Annotated in this window: 20 protein-coding genes; 11 read left to right on the top strand and 9 right to left on the bottom strand. The window is 68.8% G+C overall.

The genetic code is table 11. The annotated features are described in order from the left end of the window. Position 1: 1 nt before the first annotated feature. From BLW82_RS00440 to BLW82_RS00415, 6 genes are all read right to left on the bottom strand, one after another. Positions 2 to 961, bottom strand: coding sequence for a carbohydrate ABC transporter permease (locus tag BLW82_RS00440; protein ID WP_093496932.1), 960 nt, complete (start codon positions 959 to 961; stop codon positions 2 to 4). 9 nt (positions 962 to 970) lie between these two features. After that, positions 971 to 2,242, bottom strand: coding sequence for an extracellular solute-binding protein (locus BLW82_RS00435; RefSeq protein WP_093496931.1), 1,272 nt, complete (start codon positions 2,240 to 2,242; stop codon positions 971 to 973). A 113-nt stretch (positions 2,243 to 2,355) separates the two neighbouring features. Then, a complete protein-coding gene (locus tag BLW82_RS00430) occupies positions 2,356 to 3,348 on the bottom strand; it encodes a LacI family DNA-binding transcriptional regulator (protein WP_256215560.1) in 993 nt (330 codons plus the stop codon). Positions 3,349 to 3,922: 574 nt separating this feature from the next. Then, the gene (locus BLW82_RS00425; protein WP_093496929.1) at positions 3,923 to 5,257 is read right to left on the bottom strand and encodes an EF-hand domain-containing protein; all 1,335 of its coding nucleotides are present in this window, start codon (positions 5,255 to 5,257) and stop codon (positions 3,923 to 3,925) included. Between the two features lie 444 nt (positions 5,258 to 5,701). Further along, entirely contained in the window at positions 5,702 to 6,070 is a 369-nt protein-coding gene (locus tag BLW82_RS00420; protein ID WP_093496928.1) for a YrdB family protein, read from the bottom strand. Between the two features lie 259 nt (positions 6,071 to 6,329). Further along, positions 6,330 to 6,776: a hypothetical protein gene (locus tag BLW82_RS00415; protein WP_143063618.1), complete on the bottom strand. Its 447-nt coding sequence runs from the start codon at positions 6,774 to 6,776 to the stop codon at positions 6,330 to 6,332. 48 nt (positions 6,777 to 6,824) lie between these two features. On the opposite strand from BLW82_RS00415, the gene BLW82_RS00410 reads away from it, so the two are divergent. The 3 genes from BLW82_RS00410 (at position 6,825) to BLW82_RS44940 (ending at position 9,601) form a co-directional block, all read left to right on the top strand. Beyond that, positions 6,825 to 7,406: a hypothetical protein gene (locus BLW82_RS00410; protein WP_093496926.1), complete on the top strand. Its 582-nt coding sequence runs from the start codon at positions 6,825 to 6,827 to the stop codon at positions 7,404 to 7,406. A gap of 554 nt (positions 7,407 to 7,960) precedes the next feature. Continuing rightward, a complete protein-coding gene (locus BLW82_RS00400; protein WP_218162331.1) occupies positions 7,961 to 8,599 on the top strand; it encodes a DUF6461 domain-containing protein in 639 nt (212 codons plus the stop codon). Between the two features lie 63 nt (positions 8,600 to 8,662). Next, positions 8,663 to 9,601, top strand: coding sequence for a DUF6461 domain-containing protein (locus BLW82_RS44940; RefSeq protein WP_256215559.1), 939 nt, complete (start codon positions 8,663 to 8,665; stop codon positions 9,599 to 9,601). A 193-nt stretch (positions 9,602 to 9,794) separates the two neighbouring features. Here the strand turns inward: BLW82_RS44940 and BLW82_RS46005 are convergent, their stop codons facing one another. Then, positions 9,795 to 11,030 carry an Ig-like domain repeat protein gene (locus BLW82_RS46005; RefSeq protein ID WP_143063616.1) on the bottom strand — a complete coding sequence of 412 codons (1,236 nt, stop codon included), beginning with the start codon at positions 11,028 to 11,030 and terminating at the stop codon, positions 9,795 to 9,797. Between the two features lie 585 nt (positions 11,031 to 11,615). Between BLW82_RS46005 and BLW82_RS42980 the strand changes: the two genes are divergently transcribed. From BLW82_RS42980 to BLW82_RS00360, 7 genes are all read left to right on the top strand, one after another. Beyond that, positions 11,616 to 11,750, top strand: coding sequence for a hypothetical protein (locus BLW82_RS42980; RefSeq protein WP_256216268.1), 135 nt, complete (start codon positions 11,616 to 11,618; stop codon positions 11,748 to 11,750). 96 nt (positions 11,751 to 11,846) lie between these two features. Beyond that, a complete protein-coding gene (locus BLW82_RS00380) occupies positions 11,847 to 12,302 on the top strand; it encodes a hypothetical protein (protein WP_093496922.1) in 456 nt (151 codons plus the stop codon). Positions 12,303 to 12,487: 185 nt separating this feature from the next. Continuing rightward, on the top strand, positions 12,488 to 13,225 hold the full coding sequence (locus BLW82_RS44930; RefSeq protein ID WP_256215558.1) for a transposase family protein: 738 nt from the start codon (positions 12,488 to 12,490) through the stop codon (positions 13,223 to 13,225). A 224-nt stretch (positions 13,226 to 13,449) separates the two neighbouring features. Then, entirely contained in the window at positions 13,450 to 13,632 is a 183-nt protein-coding gene (locus tag BLW82_RS44925) for a hypothetical protein (RefSeq protein ID WP_256215556.1), read from the top strand. A gap of 57 nt (positions 13,633 to 13,689) precedes the next feature. Then, a complete protein-coding gene (locus BLW82_RS44920; protein WP_256215554.1) occupies positions 13,690 to 14,097 on the top strand; it encodes a transposase in 408 nt (135 codons plus the stop codon). 62 nt (positions 14,098 to 14,159) lie between these two features. After that, positions 14,160 to 14,591, top strand: coding sequence for a DUF4259 domain-containing protein (locus tag BLW82_RS00365; protein ID WP_093507758.1), 432 nt, complete (start codon positions 14,160 to 14,162; stop codon positions 14,589 to 14,591). A 164-nt stretch (positions 14,592 to 14,755) separates the two neighbouring features. Continuing rightward, complete coding sequence (locus BLW82_RS00360; protein WP_093496921.1) at positions 14,756 to 15,121, top strand: STAS domain-containing protein; 366 nt, start codon at positions 14,756 to 14,758, stop codon at positions 15,119 to 15,121. Between the two features lie 257 nt (positions 15,122 to 15,378). On the opposite strand, the gene BLW82_RS00355 is transcribed toward BLW82_RS00360, so the two are convergent. Next, positions 15,379 to 15,990 (bottom strand): TetR/AcrR family transcriptional regulator, encoded by a 612-nt coding sequence (locus BLW82_RS00355; protein WP_093507757.1) that lies wholly within the window; start codon positions 15,988 to 15,990, stop codon positions 15,379 to 15,381. A 55-nt stretch (positions 15,991 to 16,045) separates the two neighbouring features. Here BLW82_RS00355 and BLW82_RS00350 point away from each other — a divergent pair, with 55 nt between their 5' ends. Next, positions 16,046 to 16,459 (top strand): VOC family protein, encoded by a 414-nt coding sequence (locus BLW82_RS00350; protein WP_256215552.1) that lies wholly within the window; start codon positions 16,046 to 16,048, stop codon positions 16,457 to 16,459. A gap of 33 nt (positions 16,460 to 16,492) precedes the next feature. Here the strand turns inward: BLW82_RS00350 and BLW82_RS00345 are convergent, their stop codons facing one another. Beyond that, positions 16,493 to 17,425: a LysR family transcriptional regulator gene (locus BLW82_RS00345; protein ID WP_093496919.1), complete on the bottom strand. Its 933-nt coding sequence runs from the start codon at positions 17,423 to 17,425 to the stop codon at positions 16,493 to 16,495. Positions 17,426 to 17,431 lie beyond the last annotated feature (6 nt).

The raw sequence follows: 17,431 nt of genomic DNA, 5'->3' as shown, positions 1-17,431 counted from the left end.
CTCAGTCCCTTTCCACGAGGCGTCGGTAGACGAGTGAGATGGCGGTGATCAGCACGACGAGGATCACGCCGATGGCCGCTGCCTCGTCCGGGTGTCCCTGCTGCAGACCCCGCTGGTACATCAGCAGCACGGGCGAGGTCGTCGCGCCGTCTGGTCCGCCGCCGCTGGTGAGCAGATAGGGCTCGGTGAAGAGGTTGGCGCCGGTGATCGTCGCGAGGATCAGGACCAGCAGGGTGGCGGGCCGCACCGCGGGCACCGTGACCGAGCGGAAGATGCGCAGCCGCCCGGCGCCGTCGATTTCCGCCGCCTCGTAGAGCTCGTTCGGCACGTTCTGCAGCGCCGACAGGTACAGCACCACGAAGAAGCCCAGTTGCTTCCACGCCACGAAGATCGCCACGACCGGCATCGCCAGGTGTGAGTTGACCAGCCAGGACGGGCTAGGGGCCAGCGGGCCCAGCGCCTGGTTGACCAGGCCGTCGCTGTTGAACAGGAACAGCCACACACCGACGACCGCGACGCTGGCGGTGATGTAGGGGATGTAGTAGGCCGTGCGGAAGAAGGACCGCAGGGGGAGTTTCTTGTTGAGCGCGTTGGCCAGGACCAGTGAACCGACCACGGTCAGCGGCACGTTGATGACCAGGAAGACGGCGATGTTGAGGAAGGAGCGCCAGACGTCCGGGTCGGTGAGCACCGTCGTGTAGTTGTCCAGGCCCACGAAGGGCCGGTCGACCTGCACGCCGGGAGCGGCGAAGTAGTAGTCGTGGAAGGACATCCACACGGCGAAGCCGAGCGGGTACACGAAGATCGCCGCGAGGTAGATCAGGTACGGGGAGACGAAGAGCATGCCGATGGGCTGGTGGCCGCCCAGCCGCAGCCGCCACGGCGAGCGTGGCGTCGGCGGCTTCGCCGTCCCCCCGCCGGCGCGTCGGCGCCGGCGGGCGTCAGAGGTGGTGGTGGACATGGGGCGTGCTCACTTGTCCTGTGCCAGTTCGTCCACCTTGGCCGCGGCGGCCTTGAGGGTCGCGGCGACGTCGCCCTTGCCGAAGATCACGGACTTGCTGTAGGCGTCACGGAAGGTCTGCCAGACCTCGACGGAGTTGGGGACGTTGGGCGCCTCGATGGTGTGATCCGCCTGCTGCGCGAAGGCCGTGTAGTCCTTGTGCGAGGCGAAGTAGTCCGGGTAGGCGCTGGTCAGGCCGGCGCGCATGGGCATCTGGCCGGTCGCCTCCAGCAGCTGACCGTCCTGGTCCTTGCTGGTGGCGAACTTCATGACGTCCCAGGCCGTCGCACGGTTCTTGCAGGCCGTGAACATGCCGATGGACTTCTCGTCACTGAAGGTGCCCTTGCCCGGGGTGCCGTCCGAGGTCGGCACCGGCACCGCACCCCACTTGACCTTGTCGCCGTAGACGGAGACCGCCCAGGGGCCCACGGTGGCCATGGCGGCCTTGCCGTCGGCGAAGGCGTCGCCGTTGTACGTCTCGTTCGGCGCCAGGTGCTCGGAGTACATGGTCTTCCACAGCTCGGCGGCCTTAATGCCGTCGGCCGAGGCGAACTGGGCCTTGCCGTTCTCGACCAGCTGCTTGCCGGTCTGGGCCGTGAACATGGGGTAGTAGTCGAACCACGACTGGTAGAACTCCGACGACGGAGTCGGCCAGATCGCGGCCTTGGCCGCCTTGGCGGCGACCAGCTTGCGGGAGGTGTCGAGGAAGTCCTGGTAGGTGGAGAGCTTGGGGTGCTCCGGGTCCAGTCCCGCCTTCTTGAACAGGTCCTTGTTGTAGAAGATCATCACGGGGTTGCTCTTCCACGGCATCTGGTAGTACTTGCCGTCCGGCGAGGCGTACTGCGACAGCTTGCCGCCGACGCGGTCCTGCAGGTACTTCTTGCCGTCGGGGAAGTCGTCCAGCGGGACGAGGCCGCCCTGCTTCTGGAAGCCGGGCACGGCAGCCGGAGCGGTGTTGAGGACCAGGCAGGGAGCGTTGCCGGCGGTGATCGCCGCGCCGATGACCTCTTCGGAGCTCTTGCCCGCCGGAATCTCCTGGGCGGTCACCTTCTCCTTGGGGTGCGTCGCGTTCCAGGACGCCACCATCTTCTTGCCCCACGCGACTTCCTGCGCGTTGTTGGAGTACCAGACGGTGATCGGTCCGTGCGCGTCGTCGGAGGCGCTCGAGTCGGAGCCGCCGCTGCCGCACGCGGAGAGCGTCAGCGCCGCCACGGGCAGCATGACGAGGAGAGCCTTCTTCATTGGAGGTTCCGTTTCTTGCTGGATGAATGTCTTGCGGTACGGCCCGCCTGCTGTGGGTCTCCCGCCCCGTCCCGGGGGCTCGGGCGCAACAGGCGTGCCGCGGGTCGATTTGCTCAGCGCACCGGCGCCGGGCCGGTGGAGCCGCGCACCACGAGAGTGGCCGGCTCGAGTTCCCGGTCGGCTGTGCTGCCGGTCTCGATCAGCTCCACCAGGGCCTGGGCGGATGCCCTGCCCCAGGAGACCGGATTGGATCGGCAGGTGGTCAGCGACGGGTTGGTGTAGGACGCGAGGGGTACGTCGTCGAAGCCGACGACGGACAGGTCCTCGGGCATCCGCAGTCCGGCGTCCTGGGCTACCGCCATCCCGGCCGTGGCCGAGAGGTCGTTGCCGTAGACGATCGCCGTCGGGGGAGACGGCTGCCGCAGCAGTTCGCGGGTGGCGCGTGCTCCGCCCTCGGCCGTGAAGCCGCCCTGCAGTAACGTTCCGGCAGGCAGGCCCGCGTCGGCGAGGGCGTCGCTCCAGGCCTGACCGCGGCGGCGGGCGTGGACGAACTCGTCGGGACCGGCGACGTAGGCGATGTCGCGATGTCCCAGCGCGATGAGATGGCGCACGGCCTCCCGTACGGCCGGACGGTCGTCCAGACCGACCGAGGGCAGGCCGGTCCCGGTGTCCGGAGTCCCCACGGCCACGGCCGGCAGCCCGAGCTCGGCGACCAGGGCCGGACGGGGGTCGTCGGTGCGCAGGTCGGTGAGGAACACGCCGTCCACCCGTCGGTCGGCCGCGAGCCTGCGGTAGGTGTCCACCTCGTTCTCGGGCCGGCTCATCTGCAGCATCAGACCGTCACCGGTCTCCGAGATCACTGTCTCGATCCCCGCCATGAACGCGGGGAAGAACGGGTCGGTGCCGATGAGCTCGGGTTCGCGCGCCAGGACCAGTCCGACGGCTCGGACGCGGCCCGTGGAAAGCGCGCGGGCGCTGGAGCTCGGGGTCCATCCGAGTTCTTCGGCCGCGGACCGTACCCGGCGCTGGGTGTCCGCCGCGACGCCCGGTCGGTTGTTGAGCACGAAGGAGACCGTCGCGCGGGAGACGCCGGCCAGTCTGGCCACGTCACCGATGGTGGGACGACGGGACATACGCACCGCTTTCGTTCGACGGCAGGCGCCTCACGGCACCCCAGGAAGGTGCCGTGACGGCTCGGCGGCGCGAGGCCGCCTCGGCGTTTAAACCGGTTTGAATGACAAGTCCGTAGCCTCCGCGCAAAGAACGCGAGAAGTCAAGGGGTGGAGAGAAACTCGTTGAATGTTTTACATATAGACCGTAATGTCCGCCGGGTGCCGAGCGCGAGGGTCGACTCTCGTGGGCTTCGACACGTGCCGCCTCGATCCTTGTGAATGTTTGCTGACGCGAAGATCGCTCTCTGTCTGATGGGTGGACGTGTCCCTCGCCGCAGACCGCCGAGCTGCGCCGAAGCACCTGATCGCGATCGCTCTGGGGCTCCGGGAAGGACATCGCCGGAGGAGGGCGCTGCCGTGGACGAGGGCCGACGGCGCGCGGACCGGCCACCGGTCCGCCGGCCGTGCGGACGGGGCCGGCGCAGGGGCGCGCCGCGGGAGACCTGAATCCGAGCCGCACCACATCCAGGGCTGCGGGCCCAGACACCGAGACTCCCGGGCGCCCGGCTCAACGGCATCGGCCACCCGGCCCACGACCACTGACCGTGCGCTCCGGTCGCGAACTGCGCCCTGTCGGTGTGACCGAGTGCCTCAACCGGCCGTTCCACGGATCAGGCGTCGTGCCGACTGTGCCGTCCAGCCAGGGCGATGGGCTCGGCGCATGACTGGCTCGATGCCGGAAGCGATTCCGGCCGTACTGTCGGCTTCCCGGCCCGAAACCCCCTCGGCCGGCGTGCTGCCCGAACGTACGTGGTCCCGGAGCGGCAGCCAACGACTGTCGGTTCGCCGGTGACCGCAGCGCATCGAGGACCAGGACGATGCCGGCACCGATCGCACCGCCTCCGCCGAGCAGCACCTGGCTCGGCGTCAGCGGCGGCCACGAGGCAGTGGCGGCCACGAGGCAGTGGAGATCCCGGACTGCTCGATCGGCAGCAATGGAAGGAAGTTCGGCATCCGGCGCTCCTGGAAAGTCCCTTCCGACTGCCCCGCAATGGCCCTGCAGGTCTTGCCTGTTGGTGCCGCCGCTGTCATGACGGGCCCATTCCGTTGCCTGGCGCGTGGGGCCGCGGGCGGGAGTGCCCACGGTGGTGCAACGGCAGCCCGGACCCGTCCGGCAGACGGCGTTTGCATCCGGCAACGCGCGCTGCTGCCTGCCCCGACGAGGTGCGGGGTGACACGAACGGCCGTGACCTCGGGCGGGCGTGGGTGCCCCGGGGCGCCAGGCGGAGACGACGGTGGGGAGCCAGTGATCTGGCACGTCGTTCTCCGGGGCGGCGAAGAAGCGGTGGGTGCCGCAGGTGAGATCGTCGAGGGCGAGGAACCCGTCGCTGTCACGGTCGAGGCGCGCCCCCTCGTCCACGGCGCCCGGGTCGGTGACGTTCTGAACTTTGAGGTACCTCTCGAACTCGCCCTCGCCGATCCTGCCGCTTCCGTCGGAGTCCATCAGCGCGAAGACTCCGGCCGTGGTCTCGCGGATGTAGCCGGGGAGGTCGGAGGCCGACGTCCCGACCATCGTCCTCTCCGCGCACGAGATCATTTCCATCTTGGTCACCCGGGTGTCCATGTTGGAGTCGGCGGCCTTGGCGACTCCCGTGATGAACGTCTTGAGGATGCGGGCCCTCTGGGCGTCCGTACTCCCCGGATCGTCGGCGGCGCGCGGCAGATCTTCGTAGTCGGCGTAACCGTTCTTGCTGGTGTCGATGAGGTCGAAAAGGCGGAGAGCCCTCGTCTGGCACGCGCCCACGGTGGTGTCGTCCTTCCGTGAGAAGCTGCTCTCCAGGTGATCATCAGGAAAGCTCGGCGGCGAGGAACGGACCGCTGCCGCGACGCCAGCGGTGATCACCCGAAGGTGTGCCGCCCGCGCGTTGTTCCTTTGTCGTCAGCCAGGGCTGTGCTGGCCCACCCGCGCAGCGAATCCGCTACCCCTGCGGCGGCACGGCAGACCGCGCCCCAGAGGCCCGGAGGATCCGCTCCGGCCGGGAGGGTCGTCATTCGGATGATCGGGGGCAGGGCGGTCCGCTGCCGATCCGGGGCAGGGCCGTCCGCTGCCGTCCTCCGAGTCGGACCGCGGACGCCGGCTGGGCTCTCCGTAGCGAAGACGCGTGCGAACAAAGCGGAGCCGTCCGGCCACGTTCCACCGCGGCCAGACCTGCGGGTCACCGTACGTCGGACGGCGCCGCGTCGGCGGGGGAGCACACTGCCATCGCGACACCCGGCCGGGCCGCCAACCCGCCTGTAGAGCACGGTGGCAACTCCCCGGCCGTTGATGGGGCAAAGCCGCAATAGGTCAGGCGCCCCGGTGCATTGCGGCTTGGCGGTCCAGGGTCGCAAGGGTTGTGTTGGCCACGGCCAGGACCGCGAAAGGGGTGGCCCAAGCGGCGTGGTCCATGGCATACAACGCGGCCGATGCCGCGCCGAAAACGAGTGCCTTGACAGCGAGAACTGCAGGCAGCGGTACGGGTATTCGAGCCTTCGGGGCGGCGAACATGCCCCACAGGACGGTTGCGGCGGCCGGAGCGGCGACGGCAACAAGGAAACCGAGTGCCCTGCTCTCCACGCTCTGCCACCCCCACCAGGCCAAGACGGCGAGGGCTGCGATCTCCAGAAGGAACGCCAGCCCCTCATTGACCACGTGCAGGCGAGGAGGAAGCGTCATCTGGCGTCGCCCTTCGACGTAACAGCGGGCCGGCAGAGAACGGAGCCCGCCGCTGCTCGCAGCCCCGCCAGACTTGAGCGTAAGACATCGAATCGCCGCACCAGGCTCTCCTTTTACAGGGGGCTGCGCGGTATTCCGTCTCGGTGTCTCGCCGCAGCCCTCCGATGCCCCGCAACCTCACGTGCAGCAACGGCCCGACCGAGCTGCACACGCGCCCGACAGCCAGGCCTGACATGGGCTGCCGAGATGTCTGGCTGCGTCAGGAGACCACGGCGTCCGGGTGGTTCCGGCGGCGTTGCCGCAGGACTCGGACGGGAAACGCCCACAGCCAGGCGATGCTGGCCAGCCCAGCAGCGATCACCCCGATGAGATCGTGCCACCAGGCATCGCCCCCGCCCGGCGGGTATACCTCGTCACCACCCGTGTCGACGGCGGGAACGGCTTGACCGATCGCAAGGTCCGGGCTTCCGAACATGCTGATCCGCGTACGCCTGTCGCTGCCGTCGGCAGACAGGAAGGTGCCGACCTCGCCGCATCCGCTGCGGCTGCACGGGATGTTGGTCGCCGTCCAGCGACCACGTTGCCCGTGACCGTCGTGCGCAGACAGGGCCGGAATCATCAGGGCAATCAGGGCCACGAAGACCACTACTGCGCCTGGCCCGGCGATGTAACGCCACCAGAAGCTCCGCCAGCCCGGAAAGTACACGCCGCGAACTGTACGCGTTGGCCTGGGACGTGTGCCGCCCCGTCACAGGTGCCCAAGGGCGTCGCGAGGGCGGCGGCAGCGGGCGGCGGGATCGCCTGGTGCGACGATCAGCAGCTGGGGGTGGTGCATGTGACCCGGACATCCATCTGCGAGGGCCAGGTTGTCGATATGAAGCTGATCGACACAGAAAGCGGGGAACTCATCGGTGAGGCCTTTCTGACTCAAGCAGCAGGTCGACACCAGAACACCGACGTCAGCTTCAGGGAAGACTTCTTCCCGCGTGTGCAGGGTGTCTCGGGAGCTCTGATCAGCAGCTTCAACGTTGCGGTCAAGGCCGAATGTGTTTCCGCGTGCCAGCGGGGCCCGGGCCCCTGGGCAGGCCCGGCACCCGTCTCTCTGCTCTCGGAGAAAGAGGGCACCTGGCAGCGGAACTGGACCAAGAACACGCTGCACGACAGCCTGATGCTCGCATACACGCTGACAACGACGTACGCCAACACGAAAGCCACCTATACCTGGGGCGTGAACCAGAGCGCGGGCTGGGAAGTGCGCTGTGGCAATGAGGTCGGTGCCCTCCCCGGCTGCGTGGTCCCCTCCTTCACGCCGACCCTGGAAATCCCCACCAAGTAGAGCGAGGCACTTCAGTTCATCGGCATGGCCCAGGCCAGCATCAACAGCCACCCTGGCTGGGAGGGCAAGGGGCAGCCTCTGCACCGGGAGGCGAACGAAACAGTCGCCCGTAAGAACCGTGACAAGGTCTGCGACAGCACCTTCACGGCCAACGAGAGCACGCCCAGGCCCGTCCAGTGCGACGGGTTCCCGTTCGCCAAGTCCAAGGAGAGCGGCGCCCAGCAAGGGGTCACTTCGGGCACGGTACGCCAGCAGTACTCGGTCGTCTCCATGACCATCGACGGCAAGCAGTACCTCTCGTTGACCTGGCCCGGCCTCAACCAGGGCAAGATGCCCCCCTGCGAACGCGCTGTGCGCCCGCGCCAGCATGCCGAAGGACCAGAACGAGGGCGTCGGCGGCGAACTCGGACGCAAGACCAAACAGTGGCGCCTCATTGGCGGAGACGCATACTGGGTCGACGCCGGGAACAAGAAGTAACCGCCACTGACCACCGCTGCCCGGCCCTTGGGGCCGGGCAGCCGGCAGACAGCTGACCGACCCCCTCGCCGAGGCCATGATGAGAACCGAGACCTTCCCGAACGTGCGCCTGTACCAGTTCGGGTACAGCACGATCTTCGCCAAGGACTTGTCCCCTGCCGAACTCCTGAGCCGAGCAGCCGGCATCCTCGTCCAGCCGGTCGCAGTGAGCCGGGCGGAAGCCGAGACCATTACGGTGCTCGGAGAAGGCATCACCGCTGACGACCTGCCCCACCTGGACCCTGACGCCCTCCACGAAGCAGGACTCCTCGGGGGAGACGTGACACTGCTCCGCGCCGGCACACACGCCGGCTGGTCCTTCGCGGTCGAGACCGAGGGCACCTACCTGGCCGCCGACGAGATCCTCGCCAGGGTCTCCCGCGGCACGGCCGCCCTGTCCCTGCGGGAGAGCGAGTCGGGATCGTCTTGGATCGCCTACGCCGAAGACGGCGACATCCTCTCCTCCTTCGACCCGCTCTACCCCAACAACGATTTCGGCAAAGGCCCCGCCCGGCTGGAACAACTCACCGGGCACCGGGAGGCCATCGCCAGCGGCGAACGTGCCGATGCCTTCGCCAACGCCACGCGAGCCGTCCAGCAAGAGCTGGGGTGCTCTGTTCCCGCCGAGGTAGACGCCGACCAGATGCTGGCGATCGGCATCTCCTACGGCGGTTGACCGCCGCAGCAGGAAACAGACGGGACTGAGGGAGCGGGCCAGGCGGTGAATGGGCTGCGGGCGATGGAGGCGGAGCCGCGCGGCACTGGGGAAGGGACGGCCAAGCTGATCGAGGCGGGTGACGCTCACCGTGCCGAGGTGGGTTACGACTACTGGGACGAGTCCTACGTCGCGGGTGCCTTCGAGGCCCCGGGTGAGAGAGGTGACTGGACCGTTGTCCTAGGCTTCGACGGTGGCCTTGGGATGCCGTGCGCGGAGACGCTGTCGGAGCGACACCCCCCTGCGCTCGCGGCCGGGGCTGAACTCCGACGACGCGATTACCGCCGCCGGGTCGCCCACTCCTTTCGGCCGCTTCGACACCGCCGAGGAAGCCGCCGCCTCGGCCTTTACAACGGAGCGTCCGTCTGCTGGCGTGCCGGGGTCGAGAAGGCGGCGAATGCAGCGTCCAGCAGTTTGCCGAGGTCCTCTTGGCCGTCGCTCGCACTCCATTGCCCAAGGACGATCCACAAGACTGCGAGCGCCGCCGCTACGAGAACGTTGGCGATGACCGATGACCCGTCGGTCGAGGAGGCTGTCTTCTGCAGTCGGGCGACGATCTCTGGTCGCCATGCAGCCTGCGAAGGCTGCGGTCGACGCGGTCGCGCAGCCGATTCCGCGTGCGGCACCCCACCGTTCCTGCACCGGTCGCGTGCACCACTGGTACAGCGGGGAGCCGCCACTTCCGTATCTGTGCGTCCTGCGCTGGCATCCGGCGCACAGGCCGACCCGGTCGCCGGGGCAGACCAGCGCGGAGTCAGGCTCCGAGATCGGGGGCGGGGGAGTGGTCATGGTGGCGTTCCTGTTCTGGGTGACGCCTTCCGGCCGCCCAAGCCGCAGGATATCGGCCACTATGACACGGATGTTCGATCCGTCCCGGAGCGGCTTTGCCTGGCGCTGCGAGATGTCAGGGCGGAGTTCCGGCAGGGGCATCGGGGCGCCGACGAAATGCGGCATTCGAAGTGACGGAATGCGAAGCGTGGGCGGGCCTTCTCAGTCGCCCGCCCGGCTGGGAATACGGGATCTTCTCAAAGGTCCCGGGCCGCATTTGCGGCGCGTCGGCTCTCGAGACCAGCAGGCTGACGCCGCGATGGACCTGTGAATGCGGTCCCCGCCGGATTGCTCGGCGGGGGCCACTGTGGGTGCGTCTACCGGCTGGTCACAGCACTGTCACCGGGCGGGTTTCGGGGTTGTCGCTATTGCCCTGGTAGACCGTGTCGCCGCTGTAGACGGCGGTGATGGTGTGGGTGCCTCTGGTGCGGAAGGTGGTGATGAGGCCTGCGGCGGCGCAGTGTCCGAGGGTGGGCAGCAGGCGGTGTGTGCCCAGGGCGGTGTGGGTGGTGGTGTCGGTGAACGTCACGGTGCCGGTGGGTCTGGTCGTGGAGCCGGCACCAGGGCAGACCTGGTCCCTGAGCACGACCGGCAGGCCGATCAGGGTGCGTTGCGGGATCGCGGTCAGGAGGGTGGTGACCGGCTTGCCCGGGGTGTAGGTGATGGTCACCTGCGCCGCCCCCGACGCAGGTCCGGAGGTACCGCCCGCCGGGACGAGGTTCGACCCGCCACCGCCACCGCCGGGGCCTCTGGTGCCGTCCCCGGCGAGAAAGTTGCAGCCTCCTCCTCCGCCCCCGCCGAACCAGCCGCCTCCACCGCCACCACCGCCGATGGTGCCGCCGGCCCGGCCGCCGGCACCGGCCTGGCCTGTGGTACCGGCTGTACCGGAGCTGTCGGGGCAGAGGGCTCCCCCGGCGCCGCCGGCTGTTTGGGTCCCGCCACCACCGCCCTGGCCGCCGTCCGGTCGCTCGCCGCCGGGCTGTCCGGTGTCTCCGGCTGCTCCGCCGGTGGCCTCGAGGACAGGGATCGTAGCGACTCCGGCACCTCCTCCTCCGCCGCCCCCGCCGACGATGAGGCGTGGGTCGGTGCCGGGGACGCCGGTCAGGACACAGCCGGCGTTGGCCGAACTGCACGTGCGGATGTCACTCGAACCGCCGCCGGCACCGCCTGGAATGAACGGGACCGGACCGTTGCTGATGCCGCCCCCAGTGCCGACGTTGACGTACAGGGTGCTGTTGGGCGTCACGTTGAGGGTGCCGCTGACGGTGGCGCCGCTTCCGCCCGCGCCGCCGCTGGGTCCGTTCTGGCCTGCGGCACCGGTGGCAGTGACGGACAGTTGGATGATACCGGCAGGGACGGTGAAGGACTGGTCGGCGCCGGCGTTGAAGGTGGTGGTGACGGGCGCCGCCGCGGCGGGCGTCGCCGTGGGCAGCACCAGCGCCGCGGCCGGAAGCACGGCAGTGGCGAGCAGGACAGCGCCGCGGTGGGTCACGCGCCCCGGCCGCCCGCCGCCGGTTGTGCCACCGCGCCGTCCGGACACCGCAGCCCTCGGGATCGATCTCATGAAGGGGACTCCTCGACAGGGGCACGGCATCACAGCGCGCCACGGACTTCGGTCGATGTACCGGCCCCGCATTCAGGGGACCGCCTGGTGATCTAGCCACATCCGTTCGCTGCGGCACCCCGAACACACCGTCGTACCGCGTTGCGATCAACCGACCAGCGCACATCGCAATCCGAACCAATGCCCGCGCCCGCTACTCCCCGCCGTCCTCCGGCCAGTGCACCCGGCAACCTGCACTTCTCATGGTGGGCTGGAGGGTTGGCCCCACCCTTGGACCGAGGGGTGCACCGAGGGTTGCAGCACTCCCGGCAAGCCTGGTCCGCTCTCGTAGCTCAACCCGCCGGGCAAGCCTGTCAAGCCCGGCGAGACCTCTTCTGCGGCAGCCAGGAGAGGTCCACAGAGGCACCGCCGGCCCGGCGCGACATCTCCTGCGCCTACTCCTGCGCCTACTCCTGCGTCATCTCTTGCGCGAGCCCGGACGATCACACCGGGCTCACGCAGGTCACCGCGCGTCCTGGGGCGTGGTCGGGGGTCTGACACCCCTCCACCGGCTTCGCTCTCCACCTGCTCCGAGACCTCGACGCTGTGACAGCCGGGCTCACTCTCAGCGGGAGCTCCGGCAACATCGAGGGTGCCGTCAACCGCCTCAAGAAGATCAAGCGGCAGCTCTACGGCCGAGCCGGATTCGAACTACTCCGCAAGGTGATCCTGCTCCAGTAGCACTCCAAGCCTCCGAACCCTGCGCCAAGGCCGAGGACTGACCGCACCCAGAGAGCTTGGCTGGGACGTGTCGGCACCGACGGACATAATGCGGCCGTGGACCTGAGACCGGAGCTGTTGCCCCCGCCCGTGAGCCAGCAGCGGCTGGACGAGCTGTGCGCGGAGGTTGAGCAGATCGCTGAGCTGCTGGTCGCCCGCCCAGAGGCGGCGGGCGAGGCCATCGAGGCGTTCAACGCGATGACCGGTCACGACTACGTGGCACTCGACTTCGCTGAGTACGACGGAAGCAGGAGCCTGGAGGAGTTCGCGAGGGAGGCGGCCCGGCCGGCTCGCCCCGTGGTTGCGGACATCACCCGGGACGAGCTCGTTGAGATCGTTCGCAGACTCCTGACTGCCTCTGCGGAGAGCGGCTACTATCTGCGGCTCCTGGAAGCGAACGTGTCGCATCCCCGGGTGAGTGACCTGGTCTTCCATCCCTCGGGCATCCTTCAGGACCCGTCTGCGGAGCAGACTGTCGACGAGGCTCTGAAATACCGGCCGATCGCGCTCTGAGCGAATCGAACGCCACCGCAACTCTCCGCGATCGCTCTCCAAGATCTGTGCCAGAACCGAGTTTCGGTTCTGACTCAACTTCTGTGCTGCGGACACTGGGAGTGACGGCTGAGCGTCCAAAGGTGGCTCCCGAAGTCGCCCGAAAATGAGCTGTGGTAGGCGCGGTTGGGTCGAAAGTCCCGGCCGTGAAAGAGGTTGTGCTCCGGCTGGAGGAGCTGTTGTTCCCGTCGGTCGCGGACGTCGCGGTGCTGTCGGTGGACGTGAATATCGAGATAGTGCGCGTTGACGCGCAATGCACCGCGGCTGGCGCCGCCTGCCCGGGATGCGGAGCCTGGTCGGCCCGGGTGCACAGCTCTTACCTGCGGTTTCCCGCCGATGTACCGAGTGCCGGACGAAGAGTCGTAGTCCACCTCCGGGTTCGGCGGTTCCGGTGCCGGAACACCGTGTGTCCGCGCCTGACCTTCGTGGAGCAGATACCCGGCCTGACACGCAGGCATGGCCAGCGTACCGAGCGGCTGCGCTCGACTCTGGCCGCAGTTGGACTCGCCCTGGCCGGTCGCGCCGGCGCCCGGCTGGCTACCGTCCTCGGCGCGTCCGTGAGCCGGAGCACCGTCTTGCGCCTGGTCGGCGCGCTGCCCGAGCCGGAAGTGCCCGCGCCGCGTGTGGTCGGTGTCGATGAGTACGCCACCCGCAAGGGCCGCCACTACGGCAGCGTCCTCGTGGACGTCGAAACCCGCCGCCCGATCGATCTGCTTCCAGACAGGGAGGCAACGAGTCTGGCTGCCTGGCTCGCCCAGCGGCCCAGCGGCCCGGCGTCGAGGTCGTCTGCCGGGACCGCGCTCCGTTCTTCGCCGAGGGCGCTGCAGCCGGAGCCCCACAGGCTGTCCAGGTCGCGGACCGGTGGCAGCTCTGGCACAACCTGAGCGAGGCCGCCGAGCGAAGCGTCTCCCAGCACAGCGGCTGCCTCCATGCCTTGGCGCCCGCAGCACCTCAACCCGAACTTGAGGCCGTCCCGGCCGCGGACTCGGCCGCTCCGCCTTGGCTGCGAGGACACCGGTTCGCCGACCGGACCCGGGCCCGGCACGCCGCCATTCATTCCCTGCTGGAGGCAGGACACAGCCGACGCTCGGTCCAGCGGCAACTCGGGATGACGTATCGCACCGTCAAGCAGTTCGCCGACGCCACGAGCCCGGAGGCACTGTTCACCGGGCAGTGGCAGAGCCGGCCCTCCGTCCTCGACGACTTCAAGCCCTACTTGGATGACCGCTGGAACGAGGGCTGCACCAACGCGTGGAAGCTGTGGGAGGAGATCGTGCCGCTCGGTTACTAGGGCAGCTACCAGCGCGTTCGAGCCTACCTGCACGATAAGCGCACCTCACCAAGACCGGTGACAGCCCGGCTGCCCTCGCCTCGGGCCGTCGCCGGATTGATCCTGCGGCACCCGGAAACCCTCACCGAGTCCGAGCAGCTCCAGCTCAAGACTGTCCGGACTCACTGCCCCGAACTCGACGCTCTGACCCGCCACGTCCGGTCTTTCGCGGTCATGCTCACCGAGCGTCGGGGCGAGCGCCTGCCTGAATGGCTCGACGCTGTCCGGCAGGACGACCTGCCCAGTCTTCACACCCTCGCCGCTGGCATCGACCGCGACCGGGATGACGTGATCGCCGGACTCACCCTGCCCTGGAGCTCCGGAGCCGTCGAAGGCCATGTCAACCGGATCAAGATGCTCAAACGCCAGATGGTCGGCCGCGCAGGCTTCGACCTCCTACGCAAACGAGTCCTGCTATCCCAGTAGTCGTGTTGTCGGTGCCTGATGGGAGGATCCCGGGGTGTTGGAAGCTACGCGAGGAGATCAGCATGGGAACCTGGGCTACCGGCCCTTTCGACAACGACACAGCTGCGGACTTCGCCAACGCTCTCGACGACGCCGAGCCCGAGGCACGCGAAGCCATGATCCGAGGCGTCCTCATCCGGACGATCGACGCCACGGGCTTCCTCGCGGAAGCGGACGAGGCGGTGGCCGCCGCCGCACTGATCGCGGCGCAATGCCCCGGGGGCGAACCAGTCGACACGCCCTACGGCCCGAAAACACCCATGCCCGCGTTTCCTGCAGACCTTCGGGCACTCGCTGACGAAGGCCTGGCCCGCATTGCCAGCGACGAGGCTGGGCCAGCCTCAAATTGGGTCGACCCGGAGGACCGGAAGCAATGGCGCACGATGCTCACACGCCTTCGCGCAGTGCTTGCCCCGGCGCCACCTTCCATCGCTCTCTTCGATGTCCGGCCATAACGGAGTGTCACTCGGCGCAGAAGTTGAGCCAGAATCCATTCTCCTGAACAAAGCCAGGTGCCAGTTGCCTGCATGCCCGGCGTTCCTCGAGGAGGTGCGGGGCGGCGCCTGTTTACCGCAGTTTCGGTTCTGGATCGTCCCGGCATACTCACAGGGATGAGTTCCTGAACGACGACGAGAGCCGGCCGGACCCGACCACCTCTCTTGCTGCGGCGCTGCCCCACCTGACCGAGTACGAGCAGGAGGGGGTGCGGGTGGTGGCCGTCCACGGCGCTTTCGGCTACGACTCCGCGCCCCTCCTGGCGGCAGCGCTGCAGGACGCGGCCATCACGCACAAGCCGGTCGTCGTGGACGCGGCCGGGATGACCTTTGCGGATTCCACGCTCTTGAACGTGCTGCTGAAGTACCACCGGGGCCACCAGCTGCGTATGGCCGGGCCCGCGTACCAGTTCCGGCGGGTGCTGGAGCTGACCGGCGCGGACCAGGTCCTGGACATCCGGCATCCCGTGGAGGACGCCGTCGCGCCGTGAAGCGGGGCCCGGCCGGGAGGCGCGACGACCACCGTCGTGGAGCTGGCCGTGCAGGTCAGGACGAGGCGGAGGTCGTGCCGTGCAGCGGGGAAGACCATAGGCTGAGAGAACTGTGGGATCTCAACGGCCGTGTCTCGTAGCGATGCTGTGACCTGCGGCTTCAGGCTGTGTCTTACTCCGTGTCCCAGCGGATCAGTCTCACGAACGTGGCCCTTCTCGGGCCTGGGGCTGCGCGCCAGAGTTCACCACTCAGGTGATCACGAGCTGGCGTCTTGTCGCGTGATGGCCCGCGCCGTACGGGCGGCCTTCTCCTCGGTGTCCGAGAGGGCCGCGTCTCCCGCACCGAACAGGCCCTGCCGCAGGAAAACCCCTAGGCCGTGCGCGGCAGCGGCGATCCTGAGCAGCAGGTCGAATGCGGCGTCCGGGGTGGAGGCGAGTTGTCGGGCCACCGGCAGCAGGAGGCGGGCCACCTCGTCGCCCGCCGTGGCCAGTTCGGCGAACCTGGACTTGTCGAGGCCAGCATTGAAGGTCACATCGAACAGAGCAGGTTCCTCGGCGGCGAATCTGACGTACGCCGCCGCGAAGGACGCCAGCTGTTCAGCAGGGTCCTCGATGCCGCTCACGGCCGTGGCGAAGCGATGACGTTGCTCGCGGTAGCCCTGTGTGGCGAGTTCCGCCAGCAGTGCGTCCCGGTCGGCGAAGTGCTTGTACGGCGCCGCGACGCTCACTCCGGCCCGGCGGCTCGCTTCGGCGAGGGTGAAGCCGTGCGGACCTCGCTCGCCGACCAGCTCCAATGATGCCCGCAGGAGGGAGTTGCGCAGATCGCCGTGATGGTGGCCGACGGGACGTCGAGAAGCGGGAGGGGCCATGCCGGGTAGGTTAACATCGCTTACCAGGTAAATGCCATTAACCATGGGAGTCGTCATGTCCGCTGCTCGCTTTCACCACGTCAGCCTCTCGGTCGCGGACCTTGCCGCGCAGGAAGCCTGGTACGCCGACGCGTTCGGGCTCACGCAGGTGGAAGAGCGTCTGGAGATGCCTGAGGCGGGAGTCCGTACCGTCGTTCTGAGTGATGCGGCGGGGCTGCGGGTGGAGTTCGTCGAGCGGTCCGGCTCGCGGCCCGTCTCGCACACCGACGCTTTTGCCGCCACCGCCGCGCAGACCTTCACCCACCTGGCGCTTCAAGTCCTGGATCTCGACGGCGCGTTCGCCCGCCTGACGCAGGACTGCGGCGCCGCTGCGGTGTCACGCCCTGCGCCCGGCGCCAGTGAAGGTATGCGCTACGCGTACATCGCCGATCCGGAGGGCAATCTGCTAGAGCTGATCGAGACGTCATGAGCAGTGCTGGTCCGGGCTGGCGCATCGCCGCACTCATGCGGAGGGATGGGGCACGTGGACGTCGAGGGCCATCGCGCGGAGGACGGCTGCCACACGTGTCACGGCTTGGGTCGGTGGGGCGGGCAGCCGGGCCAGGAGCAGGCGCCGCTGTTCTTGCGGGCCGCCCCGGACGGGGAGGACCCGCACTCCGGGAGGTACCGCGGAGAAGAGCGAGGCGGGAAGGGTGGTCAGTCCGCACCCTGCGGCGACGAGGTGGAGTTTGGCCAGCCAGTCGCGGGCGGTGTGGGCGATCGGCGGGCGCTCGTCCAGGCCGGGCCACACACCCATCAGGCGGTCCTCCCCGGAAGAGGACCCGGCGATCCAGTGCTGCCCCCGCAGATCGGCCACGTCCACGTATGTGCCACGGGCGAGAGGATGTGCGGCGGGCACCGCGAGACACAGAGGGCGTTCGGTGAGTGTCTGCAGGGCCAGCGGGGGCGACTCGGTGTCCGGCGCACGGAACGGTGGCGCCGAGGCGAGCAGGGCCAGATCCAGGCTGCCCGCCCGCAGCGCGCGGACCAGCGCCGGGGTGCCGCCCTCGCGGTCGACGACTTCAAGTCCAGGATCGCTCTCACGCAGTGCGGCAAGGGCTCGGGGCACCAGCACGGCACCGGCGCTGGGCACCCAGCCCAGACGCACCGTCCCGGTCTGCTCCGGCAGGCCCGACAGTTCCCTGGCGGTCGCGGCGATCTCGTCGAGCACGACCGTCGCGCGGCGCACGACGACGCGGCCGGCGGGCGTGAGCCGCGCCCCGTCGCGCCGCCGCTCCAGCAGTTCCGTGCCTGCGGCGCGCTCGATCGCGGCGATCTGCCGGGAGACCGCGGACTGCGTGTAGCCGAGCGACGCCGCGGCCGCAGTGAAGGTTCCCTGTTCGGCCACGGCCCGCAGGACGCGCAACGCAGTCAGTGACACATCCGTGAAGTCCATGATGTT

Source organism: Streptomyces sp. Ag109_O5-10, assembly GCF_900105755.1.
Classification (GTDB): Bacteria; Actinomycetota; Actinomycetes; order Streptomycetales; family Streptomycetaceae; genus Streptomyces.
This window is presented reverse-complemented; position numbering and strand designations above follow the sequence as displayed.

Bases quoted from the DNA above. Each gene is read 5' to 3' on its own strand.
- BLW82_RS00365 (WP_093507758.1), top strand. From the start codon at position 14,160: ATGGGAACCTGGGCTACCGGCCCTTTCGACAACGACACAGCTGCGGAC.
- BLW82_RS00435 (WP_093496931.1), bottom strand. From the start codon at position 2,242: ATGAAGAAGGCTCTCCTCGTCATGCTGCCCGTGGCGGCGCTGACGCTC.
- BLW82_RS00440 (WP_093496932.1), bottom strand. From the start codon at position 961: ATGTCCACCACCACCTCTGACGCCCGCCGGCGCCGACGCGCCGGCGGG.
- BLW82_RS00355 (WP_093507757.1), bottom strand. From the start codon at position 15,990: ATGGCCCCTCCCGCTTCTCGACGTCCCGTCGGCCACCATCACGGCGAT.
- BLW82_RS00420 (WP_093496928.1), bottom strand. From the start codon at position 6,070: ATGACGCTTCCTCCTCGCCTGCACGTGGTCAATGAGGGGCTGGCGTTC.
- BLW82_RS44925 (WP_256215556.1), top strand. From the start codon at position 13,450: ATGACGTATCGCACCGTCAAGCAGTTCGCCGACGCCACGAGCCCGGAG.
- BLW82_RS44940 (WP_256215559.1), top strand. From the start codon at position 8,663: ATGGAGGCGGAGCCGCGCGGCACTGGGGAAGGGACGGCCAAGCTGATC.
- BLW82_RS46005 (WP_143063616.1), bottom strand. From the start codon at position 11,030: ATGAGATCGATCCCGAGGGCTGCGGTGTCCGGACGGCGCGGTGGCACA.
- BLW82_RS00400 (WP_218162331.1), top strand. From the start codon at position 7,961: ATGATGAGAACCGAGACCTTCCCGAACGTGCGCCTGTACCAGTTCGGG.
- BLW82_RS00350 (WP_256215552.1), top strand. From the start codon at position 16,046: ATGTCCGCTGCTCGCTTTCACCACGTCAGCCTCTCGGTCGCGGACCTT.
- BLW82_RS00345 (WP_093496919.1), bottom strand. From the start codon at position 17,425: ATGGACTTCACGGATGTGTCACTGACTGCGTTGCGCGTCCTGCGGGCC.